At 72.2% G+C, this 16,977-nt stretch carries 12 protein-coding genes; 5 read left to right on the top strand and 7 right to left on the bottom strand.

The window, feature by feature from the left end:
• The first annotated feature begins 177 nt into the window (after positions 1-177).
• Positions 178-963 carry a HEAT repeat domain-containing protein gene (locus ACY0MR_RS15690; RefSeq protein ID WP_404079477.1) on the top strand — a complete coding sequence of 262 codons (786 nt, stop codon included), beginning with the start codon at positions 178-180 and terminating at the stop codon, positions 961-963.
• Between the two features lie 245 nt (positions 964-1,208).
• Positions 1,209-2,522, top strand: a complete 1,314-nt coding sequence (locus tag ACY0MR_RS15695) for a M28 family metallopeptidase (RefSeq protein WP_361862970.1) — start codon at positions 1,209-1,211, stop codon at positions 2,520-2,522.
• A gap of 122 nt (positions 2,523-2,644) precedes the next feature.
• Here the strand turns inward: ACY0MR_RS15695 and ACY0MR_RS15700 are convergent, their stop codons facing one another.
• Together ACY0MR_RS15700 and ACY0MR_RS15705 are read right to left on the bottom strand one after the other, a co-directional pair.
• The gene (locus tag ACY0MR_RS15700; protein ID WP_473561240.1) at positions 2,645-3,850 is read right to left on the bottom strand and encodes a LolA family protein; all 1,206 of its coding nucleotides are present in this window, start codon (positions 3,848-3,850) and stop codon (positions 2,645-2,647) included.
• Positions 3,851-4,066: 216 nt separating this feature from the next.
• On the bottom strand, positions 4,067-5,077 hold the full coding sequence (locus ACY0MR_RS15705) for a polyprenyl synthetase family protein (RefSeq protein WP_388792624.1): 1,011 nt from the start codon (positions 5,075-5,077) through the stop codon (positions 4,067-4,069).
• 200 nt (positions 5,078-5,277) lie between these two features.
• On the opposite strand from ACY0MR_RS15705, the gene ACY0MR_RS15710 reads away from it, so the two are divergent.
• Together ACY0MR_RS15710 and ACY0MR_RS15715 are read left to right on the top strand one after the other, a co-directional pair.
• Positions 5,278-6,783, top strand: coding sequence for a peptide MFS transporter (locus tag ACY0MR_RS15710; RefSeq protein ID WP_361855135.1), 1,506 nt, complete (start codon positions 5,278-5,280; stop codon positions 6,781-6,783).
• A gap of 30 nt (positions 6,784-6,813) precedes the next feature.
• Positions 6,814-8,814, top strand: coding sequence for a CocE/NonD family hydrolase (locus ACY0MR_RS15715; protein ID WP_361855138.1), 2,001 nt, complete (start codon positions 6,814-6,816; stop codon positions 8,812-8,814).
• A 78-nt stretch (positions 8,815-8,892) separates the two neighbouring features.
• Here the strand turns inward: ACY0MR_RS15715 and ACY0MR_RS15720 are convergent, their stop codons facing one another.
• On the bottom strand, positions 8,893-10,233 hold the full coding sequence (locus tag ACY0MR_RS15720) for a peptidase (RefSeq protein WP_361855141.1): 1,341 nt from the start codon (positions 10,231-10,233) through the stop codon (positions 8,893-8,895).
• A gap of 288 nt (positions 10,234-10,521) precedes the next feature.
• Between ACY0MR_RS15720 and fahA the strand changes: the two genes are divergently transcribed.
• Positions 10,522-11,748, top strand: a complete 1,227-nt coding sequence (gene fahA, locus ACY0MR_RS15725; protein WP_361855144.1) for a fumarylacetoacetase — start codon at positions 10,522-10,524, stop codon at positions 11,746-11,748.
• A gap of 8 nt (positions 11,749-11,756) precedes the next feature.
• Here fahA and ACY0MR_RS15730 read toward each other — a convergent pair whose 3' ends face one another.
• The 4 genes from ACY0MR_RS15730 to ACY0MR_RS15745 form a co-directional block, all read right to left on the bottom strand.
• Entirely contained in the window at positions 11,757-12,581 is an 825-nt protein-coding gene (locus ACY0MR_RS15730) for a dioxygenase family protein (RefSeq protein ID WP_473561243.1), read from the bottom strand.
• Between the two features lie 46 nt (positions 12,582-12,627).
• Positions 12,628-13,602 (bottom strand): helix-turn-helix transcriptional regulator, encoded by a 975-nt coding sequence (locus tag ACY0MR_RS15735; RefSeq protein ID WP_404079485.1) that lies wholly within the window; start codon positions 13,600-13,602, stop codon positions 12,628-12,630.
• Between the two features lie 141 nt (positions 13,603-13,743).
• Positions 13,744-15,405, bottom strand: a complete 1,662-nt coding sequence (nuoN, locus tag ACY0MR_RS15740; RefSeq protein WP_473561246.1) for an NADH-quinone oxidoreductase subunit NuoN — start codon at positions 15,403-15,405, stop codon at positions 13,744-13,746.
• Positions 15,402-16,973 (bottom strand): NADH-quinone oxidoreductase subunit M, encoded by a 1,572-nt coding sequence (locus ACY0MR_RS15745; protein WP_361855155.1) that lies wholly within the window; start codon positions 16,971-16,973, stop codon positions 15,402-15,404. The genes nuoN and ACY0MR_RS15745 overlap by 4 nt, the downstream gene beginning before the upstream one ends.
• Positions 16,974-16,977 lie beyond the last annotated feature (4 nt).

Below are 16,977 nucleotides of genomic sequence, written 5' to 3' on the forward strand. Positions count from 1 at the left end.
GGCGACGGGGCCGTACACGGACCGCGGCGGCCGACGGGCGGGGCGGGCCCTCGAACCCCCGTCCCGGCGGCCCGGGCCGCCGCGCCCACCGCATCCGCCGTACCCACCGCGCCCACCGCGCCCACCGGGAGGAAAGTCGGTCGTGGGCCGCCCACCGGCCCTCCTACGATCATGCCCATGGCGACCTTCGTGCACCTCACCCCCGCCGCCCACTCCGCCCGCATCCGCCGTGCCGGGCTCAAGGCCGCCGGGCACGCCGAGTGGCGCGGGGTGTTCCTCTTCCCCGTGCTCCCCTCGTACACCCTGACCCACCAGTGGCTGCGCGAGCTGTCCCGCCGCCCCGGGCCGCGCGGGCTCGTCGCCGTCCACGTGCGGCTGCCCGACGACGAGGCGGTGACCGTCGGGCGGTACAGCGACCGGGAGCCCCCGCGGGTGACGGCCGCCGAAGCCGTGCGGCGGGTCTCCCGGGCCGCCGACCCCCGGGGCTGGGAGGTCTTCCTGCCGCGCTCCGTCGACCGCGGCGAGGTCCGGCACATCCGCCCGGTGCGCCAGGTCAACGGCTGGCGCTACCGGCCCGGCGCCCACGGCACCCCGCCCTGCCTCTGCTTCGGCTGCCGCGAGCGCGGCGGCTACGGCGCCCGCAGGCTCGGCGAGCGCCGGCCGCATCCGCTCGACGGACCGCCGCCCGCTCCCCGGGTGCTGCTGGCGCGGGTCGAGGCGGCCGAGGCCCGGGGCGACACGGCGGCGCTGCGCGAGGCGCTCCACTGGTACGGGATGCGGCGGCGCGGGCCGCTGGCCCGCCTCGCGCGTCTCGCCCGGCACGCCGACCCGGCCGTGCGGATCGCCCTCGTCGAGGCCGTGGCCTCCTGGACGACTCCCGGAGTCGACTCCCTGCTCGGGGAGTTGGAGCACGACCCCGATCCCCGGGTGCGGCAGACCGTCGCCGACTGGGGTGTCCGGTGAGCGAACGCACCTGACCGGTTTCCGCTCTTGACCCAGAGTCAACATCTCACTGAACATTCAGCACGCACAACAGAACATCAGACCAACCGATCACCCGGACAACCGGGTGCTCACACAACTGAACACGGCACACGCTTTCGCACGCGTACATGAACACGCACAGCTCCAACGCCTCGTGGCCCCCGAGCCCGAGGCGTCTCGCACGTTCCGTCCCATCCCCGTTCGGAATCCGGAGCCCCCACACGATGAACATCTCCGTGCCCAGACGTGTCACCAAGGCCACCGCGGTCGCCGCCGTCGCGGCGCTCGCGCTCGCCGGACTCACCGGAACCACCGCCTCGGCCAACCCGGCCGCGGCGGCCGCCGCACCCGACATCCCGCTGGCCAACGTCAAGCAGCACTTGACGGACCTCCAGTCGATCGCCACCGCCAACGGCGGCAACCGCGCCCACGGCCGCACCGGCTACAAGGCGTCGATCGACTTCGTGAAGGCCAAGCTGGACGCCGCCGGATACACCACCACCGTCCAGCAGTTCACCTCCGGCGGATCCACCGGCTACAACCTGATAGCCGACTGGCCGGGCGGCGACCCGAACCAGGTCCTGATGGCCGGTTCGCACCTGGACTCCGTGACCTCGGGTCCCGGCATCAACGACAACGGCTCCGGCTCCGCGGCCGTGCTGGAGACCGCCCTCGCCGTCGCCCGCTCGGGCTACCAGCCCACCAAGCACCTGCGCTTCGGCTGGTGGGGCGCCGAGGAGCTCGGCCTCGTCGGCTCGAAGTACTACGTGTCGCAGCTGCCGACCACGGAGCGCGCCAAGCTCTCCGGCTACCTCAACTTCGACATGATCGGCTCGCCGAACCCGGGCTACTTCGTCTACGACGACGACCCGACGATCGAGACGACCTTCAAGAACTACTTCGCCGGCCTCGGCGTCCCGACGGAGATCGAGACGGAGGGCGACGGCCGCTCCGACCACGCCTCCTTCAAGAACGTCGGCGTCCCCGTCGGCGGCCTCTTCACGGGTGCCAGCCGCGTCAAGTCCAGTGCCCAGGTGCAGAAGTGGGGCGGCACGGCCACGGCCTTCGACCGCTGCTACCACTCGTCCTGCGACACGACGTCGAACATCAACGACACCGCGCTCGACCGCAACAGCGACGCGATCGCGCACGCGATCTGGACGCTGTCCGGCGGTACGACCACGCCGCCCGGCACGGTCTTCGAGAACACGGCCGACGTGTCCATCCCGGACAACGGCGCCGCGGTGACCTCCACGGTCAACGTCACGGGCATCACGGGCAACGCCCCCTCCGCCCTCAAGGTGGACGTCAACATCGTCCACACCTACCGCGGCGACCTCGTCGTCGACCTCGTCGCCCCGGACGGATCGGCCTACAGCCTCTCCAACCGCTCCGGCGGCAGCGCCGACAACATCGTCCAGACCTTCACCGTGAACGCCTCCTCCGAGGTCGCCAACGGGGCCTGGAAGCTCCGCGTCCAGGACAAGGCCGCGGCCGACACCGGCTACATCAACAGCTTCAAGCTGACGTTCCCGTAGCCCCGCAGCGGTGCGCGGCGGGGCGGTGACCCCTCCGCGCACCGGCGGAACACGAACGCCCGGGCGGGTCGGTGAACATCGCCCCCGACCCGCCCGGGGTCCCAACCCGGGCCCCGAAGGGCCTACTTGCCGGCGTTCGCCGCGTCCACCAGCGCGTCCTTCGTCACCGCGCCGACGTAGACCTTGCCGTCGTCGGTGAGGAGCGCGTTCACGATCTTCGTCTTGAAGACGGTGCCGGAGCCGAACGGACCGGTGACCTTGTCGCCGAGGGAGTCCAGGAGCCCCTGGAACTCCTTCGGCGCCTCGTCGTTCCCGGGCACCGGCGCACCGCTGTCGATCCTGGCGATCGTCGTCCAGCCCTCGCCGATGACGTTCACCCCGCCCTTGCCGGAGCCGAGGCCGGGCCCGAGGCCGCCGAACGCGTCCTCCAGGCCGCCGGGCAGCGACCCGCCGAACGGGTCGTCCTTCCCGCCTGCCTCCTTCTCCGCCCCGCCCTCGGTCACCTTGGCGCCGGCCGGCGCCTTGAAGGTGAACTCGGAGGCGGCCGGCTTCGAGAAGTCGATCTTCGTGAAGCCCGCGTCGACCACGGGCTTGCCGCCCTCCACCGAGGCGAGGGTGAACTTCAGCGGGGTGCCGCTCGCGGCGTCCACCGCGATCTTGATCGACTCGACCGTCGAACCGGACTGCTTCGGCTTGACCACCAGCTGGTACGCGTCGCGGCCGGCCACCTTCGCCGTACCGTCGACGGTGATCGACGTGGTGTCGCCCGCGGCCTTGAGGACCTCGTCCGCGAACTGCTTCGGCGTGCCGGGGAGCTCTTCGTCCTTCGGGCCGTCGTGACCGCCCGGGGCGTCCGCGGGGGCCTTCTCGTGGAAGACCTCCTTCGACGCGCTGTCGTAGGCCCAGACGTCGTCGCCGTTGTGGATCAGGCTGTACTCGTCGGAGCCGTCGAGCAGCGTGAGCCGCTGGCGGTCGGGGCCGTCCGCCGCCACCCGCAGGGTGTGGCTGCCGGAGATCAGCTGGGTCAGCCGCTCCGAGGGGTCGGCCGACGCGCTGCCGGAGCCGCCGCCCGCGCCCCCGGCGAGGCCGCCGAGGCCGGACGTGAGGCCCTCCAGGGGCAGGCCCAGGTCGGTGGAGATCCGGAAGGTGCCGGACAGGGTCTGGGTGTCCGAGGCGGCGATCTTCTCGATGAGCTGCTGGGCGGTGATCTCCGGCAGATCGGGGTCACCGGACGCCGCCAGCGCCGGGACGAGGCCGATGGTCGCCGCGGCGACCCCTGCCACCGCGACCGGGACGATGTAGCGGCTCGCCTTACGGGTCTCTGCCATGGTCTCCCCTGCCTCCGTGCCCTCGCGGGCCCTCGTGGTCGATGTCTCCATCTCACCAAAAGGAAGGGGCCGAAACGTCAGCCCGGGGGATCAACCCGGCGTACTGCTTCGGGATGACCCGACCCTGAGACGGCCCGCCGCACGGCGGACCGCACCAGACCGCCGCCCCGCGGCCCCGGGGGCCGGCCGGCCGCGCGCGGAGCGCTCCCGGGCCCGTCAGCCCGCCCGGTGCACCACGGCGTCGCACATCTCGGCGAGCGCCGCCTTGGCGTATCCGTCCGGCAGCGGGGCCAGCATGGCGCGGGCCTCCTCCGCGTACCGCACGGTGTCCCGGCGGGCCTGCTCCAGGGCCGGGTGGGCGCGCAGCCGGCGCAGGACCTCGGCGTGCCGGGCGTCGTCCGTCAGGTCGCCGTCGACGAGCTCGACGAGCTCCAGGTCCTCGGGGCGTCCGTGGGCGGCGGCCGCGGCCCGCAGGCGCAGCACGGGGAGGGTCGGGATGCCCTCGCGGAGGTCCGTGCCGGGGGTCTTGCCGGACTCGTGGGAGTCGGAGGCGATGTCGAGGACGTCGTCGGCGAGCTGGAAGGCGACGCCGAGCCGCTCGCCGTACTGGGTGAGGATGTCGACGACGCTCTCGTCGGCGCCGGACATCATGGCGCCGAAGCGGCAGGAGACGGCGACGAGGGAGCCGGTCTTGCCGGCCAGCACGTCGAGGTAGTGGTCGACGGGGTCGCGGCCCTCCTGTGGCCCCGCGGTCTCCAGGATCTGGCCGGTGACGAGCCTTTCGAACGCCTCGGACTGGATGCGTACGGCCTCGGGGCCGAGGTCCGCGAGCGTGTGCGAGGCGCGGGCGAAGAGGAAGTCACCCGTGAGGACGGCGATGGAGTTGCCCCAGCGGGTGTTCGCGCTGTCGACCCCGCGCCGGACGTCGGCCTCGTCCATGACGTCGTCGTGGTAGAGCGTCGCCAGGTGGGTGAGTTCGACGACGACGGCGGAGGGCACGACACCGGGCGCGTAGGGGTCGCCGAACTGGGCGGAGAGCATCACGAGCAGGGGGCGGAACCGCTTGCCGCCGGCCAGGACGAGGTGCTGGGCGGCCTCCGTGATGAAGGGGACATCGCTCTTGGTGGCATCGAGGAGGCCCGCCTCCACAGCCGCCAACCCGGTCTGCACATCGGCCTCGAGAGCCTGGTCCCGCACGCTAAGACCGAACGGCCCGACGACGGTCACGAGGGGGTCTCCTGTCTGCTGACGCCTGCTGATGTCGTTCCCACGGATTGCCGGCGATCACGCTGACGATCACAGGGATTGTCGATGTGTCGCTCGATTCACTCAAGCCAGCGTATCCGGTCACCTTTCGATCACCGTGGGCGCCTTCCCGTCACCCCCGGTATGTTCGTGAACAGCTCATACGACCAGGAGTATGCCCTTTGTCCCGAACAACGATCGACACCGATCCGAACGGCGAGCAGCCGCCGCCGGAGGACGACCGCGCCTTCTTCGGGCAGCCGCGGGGTCTGCTGACCCTGTCCGGCCTGGAGGTCTGGGAGCGGTTCTCCTTCCTCGGCATGCAGGCGATCCTCGTCCTCTACTTCGCCGCGGCCGTCTCCGAAGGCGGTCTCGGCATGGCGTCGGGGACCGCGGCCTCGGTCGCCGCGGCCTACGGCACCCTCGTGTACCTGGTCTCCGTGGCCGGCGGCTGGCTCGCGGACCGGATCCTCGGCTCGTACCGCGCCGTCCTCTGGGGCGGCATCCTGATCGCCTGCGGCCACTACGCGATGGCCGTGCCCACGGCCGCCATGACCTGGGTGGGCCTCGGCCTGATCAGCGCGGGCACCGGACTGCTCAAACCGAACGTGGCCACCATGGTCGGCAAGCTGTACCGGACGGACGACGACCGCCGGGACGCCGGTTTCGCGCTCTACTACATGGCGATCAACATCGGCGCCTTCGCCGGCCCGCTGATCACCGGCTGGCTCGCCGACCACCAGGGCTACCACTGGGGCTTCTCGGCCGCCGCCCTCGGCATGACGCTGGGCCTGATCCAGTACGTGGCGGGCCGCCGTCACCTGGCCGGGCGCAAGCACTCCGCCGAGTTCGCCCTGGCCCCCGAGGCCATGCGCCGGGCGGTCAAGCTCATGATCGCCGGGGCCGTGGTCGTGGCCGCCGCCGCCACCGTCCTCGCCCTCACGGGCTGGCTCACCATGGACCGGTTCGTGGACGTGCTGACCGTGATCTCGGTGATCGCGCCCGTCGTCTACTTCTGGGTGATGTTCACGAGCCCCCGCGTCACCGCGGAGGAGCGCGGCCGCCTCAGGCCGTACGTCGTGCTCTTCCTGGCGTCGGTCGTCTTCAACTTCATCCTCTTCCAGGCGTACTCGACGATGATCCTGCTGGCGTCCACGAACGCCCGCACGACCATCCTCGGCTTCGACTTCCCGGCCAGCTGGTACGCCTCCGCCCTCGGCGCCTTCGAGGTCGCCCTGGCCCCCGTGGTGGCCGCCGTCTGGGCCCGGATGGGCCCCCGGCAGCCGCACGCCTCCAACAAGATCGCCTTCGGCGTGATCCTCGGCGGCCTGTCGTTCCTCCTCATGGTCCTGCCGACCTCCGGGCACGCCGACGACACCTACCGGATGGCCGCCTGGTGGATCGTGGGCTCGTACCTGCTGCTGGGCCTCGGCGACGTCCTCCTGGAGACCTCCGGGATGTCCGCCACCAGCAAGCTCGCCCCCAAGGCCTTCTCCAGCCAGACCATGTCGCTCTGGTTCCTCTCGCTCGCCCTCGCCAACGGCATCCAGGCGCAGACCGTGAAGCTCTACGACGACGTCTCCAAACCCGTCTACTTCGGCGTGAACGGCGCCGTGGCCGTGGTCGTCGGCCTCGTCGTGATCGCCCTGGCGCCCTGGCTGCGCCGCACCATGCACCCCGTCCACTGAGGACCCGCACGCCCGCCCCGAGGTGACCTGATGCCGAAGATCCGTACCGAGTTCCCGTACGAGACCCGCCACGAGGACCTCCGCATCCCGCTGCCGGACGGAACCCGGCTCTACGCGCGCGTGTGGCGGCCGCTGACCGACGAGCCCGTACCGGCGCTCCTGGAGTACCTGCCGTACCGGCTCACCGACTGGACCGCGCCCCGGGACTGGCAGCGCCACCCCTGGTACGCGGGCCACGGCTACGCCTCCGTGCGGGTCGACGTCCGCGGCCACGGCAACAGCGAGGGCCTGCCCGGCGACGAGTACGACCCGGTCGAACTCGCCGACGGCGTCGCCGTGGTGAACTGGCTCGCCGAACAGCCGTGGTGCACCGGGAAGGTCGGCATGTTCGGCATCTCGTGGGGCGGCTTCAACTCGCTCCAGATCGCCGCCCTCGCCCCCGAACCGCTCAAGGCGGTCGTCACCGTCTGCTCCACCGACGACCGCTACGACAACGACGTCCACTACATGGGCGGCTCCGTCCTCGCCGTCGACATGCACGCCTGGGCCGCCACCATGCTCGCCTTCGTCTGCCGGCCGCCCGACCCGCGGTACGTCGGCGAGGAGTGGCGCGCGATGTGGCTGAAGCGCCTGGAGGCCGTGGAGCCGTTCCTGCACACCTGGCTCTCCCACCAGACCCGGGACGCGTACTGGCGGCACGGCAGCGTCTGCGAGGACTACGGCGCGATCCGGGCCGCCGTGCTCGCCGTCGGCGGCTGGCACGACCCGTACCGGGACACCGTCCTGCGGCTCGCCCACCACCTCCCCCAGGACCGGGTGCGCGGCATCATCGGCCCCTGGTCGCACCAGTACCCGGACCGGGGCCTGCCGCCCGGCCCCGCGATCGGCTTCCTCCAGGAGACCCTGCGCTGGTGGGACCACCACCTCAAGGACGCGGACAACGACGTGATGGCCGAGCCGCTGCTCCGCTCCTGGATCAGCGACTCCCACCTGCCGGCGACGGTCTACGACGAGCTGCCCGGGCGCTGGGTCACCGACCCCGCCTGGCCCTCCCCGCACGTCACCCCCGTGACGTACGCCTTCCAGGGCGTGCCGGTCGTCGTCGACTCGCCGCAGCAGACCGGGCTCGACGCGGGCCGGTTCTTCCCCTTCGGCAACGACGCCGACCTGCCGCCCGACCAGCGCGACGAGGACGCCCACTCGGCCTGCTTCGACTTCCCCGTCCCGGAGGACGGCGGCCCCGTCGAGATCCTCGGCCGGCCGTCGGTGAGCCTCGCCCTGCGCTCGGCCGCCCCGACCGGACAGGTCGTCGCCCGGCTCTGCGACATCGCCCCCGACGGCTCCTCCACGCTGATCACCCGGGGCGTGCTGAACTTCTCCGCCCGCTACGGCCGCGACCGGGCCGTGGAGGCGCAGATCGGCGAGACGGAGAGCTTCGACTTCGAGCTGAACGGCATCGGCCACGCCTTCGCTCCCGGCCACCGGGTGCGCCTCGCGGTCTCCTCCACGTACTGGCCGTGGATCTGGCCGCAGCCGGACGCGGCGGGCTTCACGCTCGACCCGGCGGGCTCCTCGCTGACCCTGCCGGTCCGCGCCGCCACCCGGGACCACGTGACGTGGGAGGAGCCGGAGCAGTCGGAGCCCCTCGGCGTGGTCTACCCGCGCACCCTGGAGGAACCGCGCCCCGAGCGGATGGTGGTCAGGGACGTGGCGAAGGGCGAGTGGACCCTGGCGGTCGACCCGAAGTACGGCGGCACGCGCGTGTACCCGGACGGCCTGGAGTTCACCGAGGACGCCGTGGAGACGTACACGATCGACGAGAGCGGTCCGCTGTCCGCCCGCACGAACTCGGAGTGGACGATCCGGCTGCACCGCCCGGAGCTGGCCTGGGACGTCACGGTCGACACCCGCTCGGAGATCACCTGCGACGCGGACGCGTTCTTCACGGTGAACGAGGTGGTGTGCAAGGAGGGAGGGGAGGTCGTCTTCCACCGGACGTGGGAGAAGACCATCCCCAGAACGGCCGGGTGAGCCCCGGCCGGGAGCCGCCGGCCGCACACGGACGGGCCCGCACCCCGGGATGCCGGAGTGCGGGCCCGTACCGACGGCTTACGCCTGCGTGCCGGCCTTGCGGCGGCGGGCGATCACCATCGCGCCGGCGCCGAGGGCGACGGTCGCGGCGGCCGCGAAGCCGAGCCGGGTCAGGTTCTCGTTCGCACCGGTGGCGGCGAGGCTGCCGTTGACCGGGGTGTTCGAGGAGCCGCCCTGCTGGGTGGTGTTGTTGTTGCCACCGGTGCTGGGCGCCGGGGTGGGCGTCGCGGTGGTCTCCGACGGGGTCGGCTTCGGCTCGGGCTTCGGCTTGTCGGTCTTGGCCGCGAGGATGTCGAACTCCGCGTGCGCGTAGTCCTCGCCGATGCCGCAGGTCTCGTCGTTGTTCTCGTACGCGCCGACGGCGAAGGCGACGCCGGGACCCACGGGCGTCTTCGCGTCGACCGTGAGGCGCAGCTTCACGTCGGCGTGACCGCCCTTGACGAGCTCGCCGACCTCGATGGCGTCGAAGTCCTCGCCGATCGGGGACCAGTGCGGGTTGCCGGCGCCGGTCCACTCGACGCTGATGTACCGCTTGAAGAAGCCGTCCTCGTCGATCGGCTCCTCGCCGTCCGGGAGTGCGGCGGCGTCGGCGTAGGCCTGGACCTGGTCCAGCGTCCGGTCCGTGGTGTTGGTGATGCGCAGCGAGAAGACGGCGCTCGTGCCTGCGGTGACGGTCTTCGGGCCGCTGAGCGCGACGGTGACGGCACCGTCCTCCTCGCAGTCGCCGAAGCCACCGGTCTCGAAGTCCTCCAGGGCCTTCTCGGCGGCGGCGAGCTCCTTCTCGGCCACCGCGATCTGCTCCTTGAGGACCCCGGTCCGCGTGGACATCGCGACGAGCTCGTCGTCGCGCGCGGTGGCGGCCTTCGCGAGGCGCGCGTCGGCGGCGGCCTTGGCCGTGACGGCCTCGGCCGCCTTCGCCTCGGCCGCCGTGACGGCCTCGGCCGCGGCGGTCTTCTGCTCGGGGGTGGCGGCCGGGTCGGCCTCCACCTTGGCGAGGGCGTCCTTGGCCGCGGTGAGGGCGGTCTCGGCGGCGGTCTGGGCGGTCTTGGCGTCCTCGACGGCCTTCTGCGCGGCGTCGAGCTCCTTCTGCACCGCCTCGGAGACCTTCTTGTCACGCAGGTCCTCGAGGAGCGCCAGGCGCTCGGCCTTGAGGGCCTCCAGCTTCTCCTCCGCCTTGGTGACGGCGGCGATGAGCTTCTCGTACTCGTCGAAGTCGGGGTCTTCGTCACCCGCGGCGGGCTTCTGCGTCGACGCGGGCGTCGGCTTCGTGTCGGCGAAGGCGGGCGCGGCCGAGAGGAACACGACCGGGGTGGTCACAGCGGCGGCCACGGCGGTCGCGAGGATGCGGCGAATCTTCACAGTGCGAGACCTTTTTCCTGGTCAGGGAAGGATGAGAGAAAGCGGGGCGCGCGCCTGCGGCAACCTCACGCGGCGCTTACCACCGTGATCGTATGGCCCGGAACGCCCGTACGGGAGGCCCGTTTTCGCAGCTCGGAACGGCCGTCGACGAGCCCCCGACACCGAATGTCCACAAAGGCGGACAGTTGCCCACGGAGGCCGCACTTTCTGTGTGATCCATGTCATCCACGCCGGACGGCGCGACCCGTAACGTGTCCCCCACACACGTGGAAAGCGAGGCACGCACCGATGCCCGAGCACAGCCCGCTCGACCTGGCCGAGGGCGACCCCTTCGGCCCGCACAACCTCCCGTACGGGGTCTTCTCCACCGCCGACGAGCCCGGCCGGCGCCGGCTCGGCGTCCGGATCGGCGGGCACGTGCTGGACGCGGGTGCCGCGGCGCACGCGCTCGGCTCCCCGTACGCGGCGCTCCTCGACCGGCCGAGCCTCAACCCCCTCCTCGCGGCGGGGCGGACCGCCTGGCGCGACGTCCGCAGGGCGCTCACCGCCTGGGTGACGGTGCCCGCGCACCGGGCGGACATCGAGCCGCTGCTGCACCCGCTCGACGCGGTGACGCTGCACCTGCCCTACGAGGTCGCGGACTACGTCGACTTCTACGCCAGCGAGCACCACGCGACGAACGTGGGCCGGATCTTCCGCCCCGACGGCGACGCGCTCACCCCCAACTGGAAGCACCTGCCGATCGGTTACCACGGTCGCGCGGGCACGGTCGTCGTCTCCGGCACCGACGTGGTGCGCCCCTCGGGGCAGCGCAAGGCGCCGACGGACCCGGCCCCGGTCTTCGGGCCCTCGGTGAAGCTGGACATCGAGGCGGAGGTCGGCTTCCTCGTCGGCACCCCGTCGGAGCTGGGCCGGCCGGTCCCGCTCGCGGACTTCCGGGAGCACGTCTTCGGTCTGACGCTGCTCAACGACTGGTCGGCGCGGGACGTACAGGCCTGGGAGTACGTGCCACTGGGCCCGTTCCTGGGCAAGTCGTTCCAGACCTCGGTGGCGGCCTGGGTGACGCCCCTGGAGGCGCTGGACGCCGCCCGGACCGCCCCGCCCGCCCGCGACCTCCCGCTCCTCCCCTACCTGGACGACGCGGGCGAGGAGGAGCAGGGCGGCTTCGACGTGCGGATCACGGTGGAGATCAACGGCGAGGTCGTGGCCGAGCCGCCGTTCTCCACCATGTACTGGACGGCCGCGCAGCAGCTCGCCCACATGACGGTGAACGGCGCCTCGCTGCGCACGGGCGACCTGTACGGCTCGGGGACGGTGTCCGGGCCCGAGGTGAACCAGCGCGGTTCGCTGCTGGAACTGACCTGGAACGGCCGTGACGCGATCGAACTCGCGGGCGGCAAGCGGACGTTCCTGGAGGACGGCGACGAGGTCGTGCTGACGGCCTGGGCACCGGGCCCGGACGGCACCCGGGTGGGCCTGGGCGAGGTCCGGGGCAGGATCGCCCCCGCGGCCTGACCGGACCGCTACACGGCCCGCCAGAGCGCGGGCACGTTCGGCGGCTCCCACCCGGCCTGGCCCGTGTGCGCCTGCAGGCACACATAGGCCGGGCCGCCGTACGTGACCCGGTCGCCCGCCCGGTAGGCGGTCCCCGCCGCCCAACTCCCCCCCGGGGGCTGGGTGGTAGCGGTGGCGGTCGGGCTCGGGCCGGGGTTCTGCGGCACGTTGAGGACGAAGTCGAAGGCCGCCTCCCTCGCTCCGCCGGCGTCCCGCACGGTCATCAGGAGCCGGGGGTCGAAGATGCTGTCGGTGTTGTTGCGGGGCTCGCCCGGGAAGTACAGCTGCGAGGTGAGCACCGGCCGCCCGGGGGCCTGCACCTTGACGTGGAGGTGCCGGGTGCGGCCGGGGTAGAGGCCGGGCACGATCGTGGTCAGCCGGAACGCGCCCTGCGCGTCGGTGAACTGGTGCCCGCGGAACCGGAATCCGGTGTTGTCGTAGGCGCCGTTGGTGTCGGCCTGCCAGAAGTCGAGCAGGGCCCCGGCTATCGGCCGGCAGGCGAGTCCGAAGACGTAGCCGCTCACGGTGAGCCGGACGCCGGCCGTGCCCGCCTCCAGCAGACTGGTCCGCAGCGGCGAGTTGGGCTTGAAGTACGGGCCCTCGGTCTGCGCCGGGGTGGGGTCGTCGCCGTCGTCGCACTCCGGGGTGAGCGCGGGTGCCGCGCCTCCCGCCGTGAGGGTCCGGGCGAGCGCCGGTACGCCCGTGAGGACGGTGGGGGCGGCGATGCCGGCCGCCAGGGCGGCCCGCAGCACCGCCTTGCGGGTGACGTGCCCGGTGGAGGTCTCGTGGTCCATGCCTGCCTGCTCCTCGCGTGGGGGCTGAGGGGGGTCGGCATCGAACCTAGGCCGGGCGGGCCCCGGCTTCGATGGACGGATCACGGCGGTCGTGGTGTTTCCGTCCGGCCCGCCCCCGCCCGTCGCGCCCGGTCTCGTGGGACCTGCGGAAGTCCCCGGGGCTGAGGCCGGTCTCGCGGCGGAAGAAGCGGCAGAAGTAGGCGGGATCGTCGAAGCCGACCCGGGCCGCCACCTGGCGTATCGACAGCTCCGTGCCGACCAGCAGCCGTTGGGCCTCCCGGGAGCGCGTCTCGCGGAGCAGGGCGCCGGGGGTGCGGCCCGTGGCGGCCCTGACGGCCTCGGCGAGGTAGCCCGGGCTGACGCCGATCAGCTCGGCGGCCTCCCGTACGGTCCGGCTCTCCGTCCCGGTGCGGGCGAGCAGGCGGGCGAACTCCTCGGCGACGGCCGCGGGCCTGCCCGGCGGGGGCGCGGGCGTGCCGGGGCCGGGCAGTCTCGCCGTACGGACCAGGAGGACGTGCAGCAGGGAGCGCAGGACGGTCGCGAAGCCGTCGGCGCCGTGCCGGTACTCCTCGACGAGTTCGCCCATCAGCCGGCCGGTGCGCGCGTGCGCGGGCCCGTCGAGGGTGAGCCAGGGCCGTTCGCCGAGGCGGCGCAGGAGGTCCCGGTCGCCGGGGTGGTCGAGGAGGAAGTCCTCGGTGAAGAGGACGACGGTGCCGTCCAGGCCGCGGGCGTCCTCCCAGTGGTGCAGCTGCCCGGGCAGGATGAGTCCCAGGTGCGGCGGGCGGAGGTCCCAGCGGGCGAGGTCCACGACGTGGGTGCCGGTGCCGGAGGTGACGTGGACGATCTCGTAGAAGGTGTGGCGGTGCGGGAAGGCGGCCCGGGACATGGGGCCGACGGCGTCGAAGGATCCGGCGGCGAAGGGCACCCGGTCGGGGAGCCGGACCTCCAGGCGGTGCATGGGCGGGTCGCCGGCCCGGGGGGCGGTGCAGGGGGTCCCGGGTAAGGCGGTCGTGCCGCTCATGGTGCGGCTCCCCTCTCCTCTACTGGTACAGACCACTGCGGGCGCCCCCACGATGGCACGAGACCGGCGGCCGGTCACCCCCGCGCACGGCGAGGGGCCCGGCTCGCCCCCGAGCCGGGCCCCTCACGCGTACGGCCGGAGCTACCGGACGAACACGCTCGCCTGGTTCGCCAGGTCCAGGAAGTACTGCGGCGCGAGGCCGAGCACCAGCGTGACCGCCACACCGGCGGCGATCGTGACCGTGGTCAGGGCCGAGGGCACGGCGACCGTGGGGCCGTCCGCCTTCGGCTCGCTGAAGAACATGAGCACGATGACCCGGATGTAGAAGAACGCGGCGATCGCCGAGGAGATCACGCCGACCACGACGAGCGCGCCCGCGCCGCCCTCCGCCGCGGCCTTGAAGACCGCGAACTTCCCGGAGAAGCCGGAGGTCAGCGGGATGCCCGCGAAGGCCAGCAGGAAGACCGCGAAGACCGCCGCGACGAGCGGCGAACGACGCCCGAGACCGGCCCACTTGGAGAGGTGGGTGGCCTCGCCGCCGGCGTCCCTGACCAGGGTGACGACGGCGAACGCGCCGATGGTCACGAAGGAGTACGCGCCCAGGTAGAAGAGCACGGACGAGATGCCGCTGGGGGTGGCCGCGATGACACCCGCGAGCAGGAAGCCCGCGTGCGCGATCGACGAGTAGGCGAGGAGCCGCTTGATGTCGGTCTGGGTGATGGCGACGATCGCGCCGCCCAGCATCGTGACGATGGCGACGCCCCACATGACCGGCCGCCAGTCCCAGGTGAGGCCCGGCAGCACCACGTACAGCAGGCGCAGCAGCGCGCCGAACGCGGCGACCTTCGTCGCGGCCGCCATGAAGCCGGTGACGGGGGTCGGGGCGCCCTGGTAGACGTCCGGGGTCCACATGTGGAACGGCACGGCGCCGACCTTGAAGAGGAGCCCGGTGAGGACCATGGCGAAGCCGATGAGGAGCAGCGCGTCGTTGCCCATGGTGTCGGCGAGCGCCGGGTTCACGGTGGCGATCGAGCCGTCGACGACCTGGGCGATGGTGGCGTACGAGACGGAGCCCGCGTAGCCGTAGAGGAGGGCGATCCCGAAGAGCAGGAAGGCCGAGGAGAAGGCGCCGAGGAGGAAGTACTTGACGGCGGCCTCCTGCGACATCAGCCGCTTGCGGCGGGCGACGGCGCAGAGGAGGTACAGCGGGAGGGAGAAGACCTCCAGGGCGATGAACAGCGTCAGGAGGTCGTTGGCCGCCGGGAAGACCAGCATGCCGGCGATCGCGAAGAGGGCGAGCGGGAAGACCTCGGTGGTGGTGAACCCGGCCTTGACGGCCGCCTTCTCGTGGTCGCTGCCGGGGACGGCGGCGGCCTCGGCGGCGAAGGAGTCGACCCGGTGGCCGTGGTCGGCCGGGTCGAGCCTGCGCTCGGCGAAGGTGAAGATCGCGACGACGGAGGCGAGGAGGATGGTGCCCTGCAGGAAGAGGGCGGGCCCGTCGACGGCGATGGCGCCCATGGCCGCGATGTGGGCCTTGGTGGAGCCGTATCCGCCGGCCGCGAGGCCGACGATGGCGGCGAAGGAGGCGACGAGCGCCACCACGCTGAGGAAGAGCTGGCTGTGGTAGCGGCCCCTGCGGGGCACGAAGGCCTCGACGAGGACGCTGAGGACCGCGGCGCCGAGCACGATGAGTACGGGTGAGAGCTGGAGGTACTCGATGTGGGGCGCCGGGATCTTCTCCAGCGGTTCGGCAGCGGTCGTCCACAGGCTGTGGACGGAGGGTGCGACGGCGGATGCAGTCACTTGGCCGCCTCCACTTCTGGCTGGGGGTCCTTCTGCTGTACGTCGGACATGGTGTGCTGCACGGCCGGGTTGACGACGTCCGTCAGCGGCTTCGGGAAGACGCCGAGGAAGATCAGGAGCGCGATCAGCGGGACGACGACGGCCAGTTCGCGCACCCGCAGGTCGGGCAGCTCCCGGACCTCCTCCTTCACCGGCCCGGTCATCGTCCGCTGGTAGAGGACGAGGGTGTAGAGCGCGGCGAGGACGATGCCGGTGGTGGCGATGACGCCGGCCACCGGGTAGCGGGCGTAGGTGCCGACCAGGACGAGGAACTCGCTGACGAACGGGGCGAGTCCGGGCAGCGACAGGGTCGCGAGGCCGCCGATGAGGAAGGTGCCGGCGAGCACCGGGGCGACCTTCTGGACCCCGCCGTAGTCGGCGATGAGCCGGGAGCCGCGCCGGGAGATCAGGAAGCCGGCGACGAGCATCAGGGCGGCCGTCGAGATGCCGTGGTTGACCATGTAGAGCGTGGCACCGGACTGGCCCTGGGTGGTCATCGCGAAGATGCCCAGGATGATGAAGCCGAAGTGCGAGATCGACGCGTAGGCGACCAGGCGCTTGATGTCCCGCTGGCCGACGGCCAGCAGCGCCCCGTACACGATGCTGATGAGGGCCAGGACGACGATCGCCGGGGTGGCCCACTTGCTGGCCTCGGGGAAGAGGCCGAGGCAGAAGCGGAGCATCGCGAAGGTGCCGACCTTGTCGACGACGGCGGTGATGAGGACGGCGACCGGGGCGGTCGCCTCCCCCATCGCGTTCGGCAGCCAGGTGTGCAGCGGCCAGAGCGGCGCCTTCACCGCGAAGGCGAAGAAGAAGCCGAGGAACAGCCAGCGCTCGGTGCTGGTCGCCATCTCCAGCGAGCCGTTGGCGCGGGCCTCGGCGATCTCGGTGAGCGAGAAGTTCCCCGCGACCACGTACAGCCCGATGACGGCGGCCAGCATGATGAGGCCGCCGACCAGGTTGTAGAGGAGGAACTTGACGGCCGCGTACGAGCGCTGGGCCGCCGCGTTCTCGTCCGAGCCCGCGTGGGCGCGGTCGCCGAAGCCGCCGATGAGGAAGTACATCGGGATGAGCATGGCTTCGAACAGGATGTAGAAGAGGAAGACGTCGGTGGCCTCGAAGGAGAGGATCACCATCGCCTCGACCATGAGGATCAGGGCGAAGAAGCCCTGGGTCGGGCGCCACCGCTTGGAGGAGGTCTCCAGAGGGTCGGCGTCGTGCCAGCCGGCCAGGATCACGAAGGGGATGAGGAGCGCGGTCAGCGCGATGAGCGCGACCCCGATGCCGTCGACCCCCAGCTCGTAGCGGACGCCGAAGTCCTTGATCCAGGCGTACGACTCGGTGAGCTGGTACCGGTCGCCGCCGGGCTCGAACCGGACGAAGACGAGGCCGGCGAGCACGAGCGTGGCGAGCGAGACGAGCAGCGCCAGCCACTTGGCGGCGGTGCGGCGGGCGGCGGGGACGGCGGCGGTGAGGATCGCACCGACCGCCGGAACCGCTGCCGTCACCGTAAGGAGCGGGAAGGACATGGGA

This window comes from Streptomyces sp. JN8 (genome assembly GCF_055808075.1).

Coding starts and splice junctions, on each gene's coding strand:
- ACY0MR_RS15690 (WP_404079477.1), top strand. CDS start 178: ATGGCGACCTTCGTGCACCTCACCCCCGCCGCCCACTCCGCCCGCATC.
- ACY0MR_RS15695 (WP_361862970.1), top strand. CDS start 1,209: ATGAACATCTCCGTGCCCAGACGTGTCACCAAGGCCACCGCGGTCGCC.
- ACY0MR_RS15700 (WP_473561240.1), bottom strand. CDS start 3,850: ATGGCAGAGACCCGTAAGGCGAGCCGCTACATCGTCCCGGTCGCGGTG.
- ACY0MR_RS15715 (WP_361855138.1), top strand. CDS start 6,814: ATGCCGAAGATCCGTACCGAGTTCCCGTACGAGACCCGCCACGAGGAC.
- fahA (WP_361855144.1), top strand. CDS start 10,522: ATGCCCGAGCACAGCCCGCTCGACCTGGCCGAGGGCGACCCCTTCGGC.
- ACY0MR_RS15730 (WP_473561243.1), bottom strand. CDS start 12,581: ATGGACCACGAGACCTCCACCGGGCACGTCACCCGCAAGGCGGTGCTG.
- ACY0MR_RS15735 (WP_404079485.1), bottom strand. CDS start 13,602: ATGAGCGGCACGACCGCCTTACCCGGGACCCCCTGCACCGCCCCCCGG.
- ACY0MR_RS15745 (WP_361855155.1), bottom strand. CDS start 16,973: ATGTCCTTCCCGCTCCTTACGGTGACGGCAGCGGTTCCGGCGGTCGGT.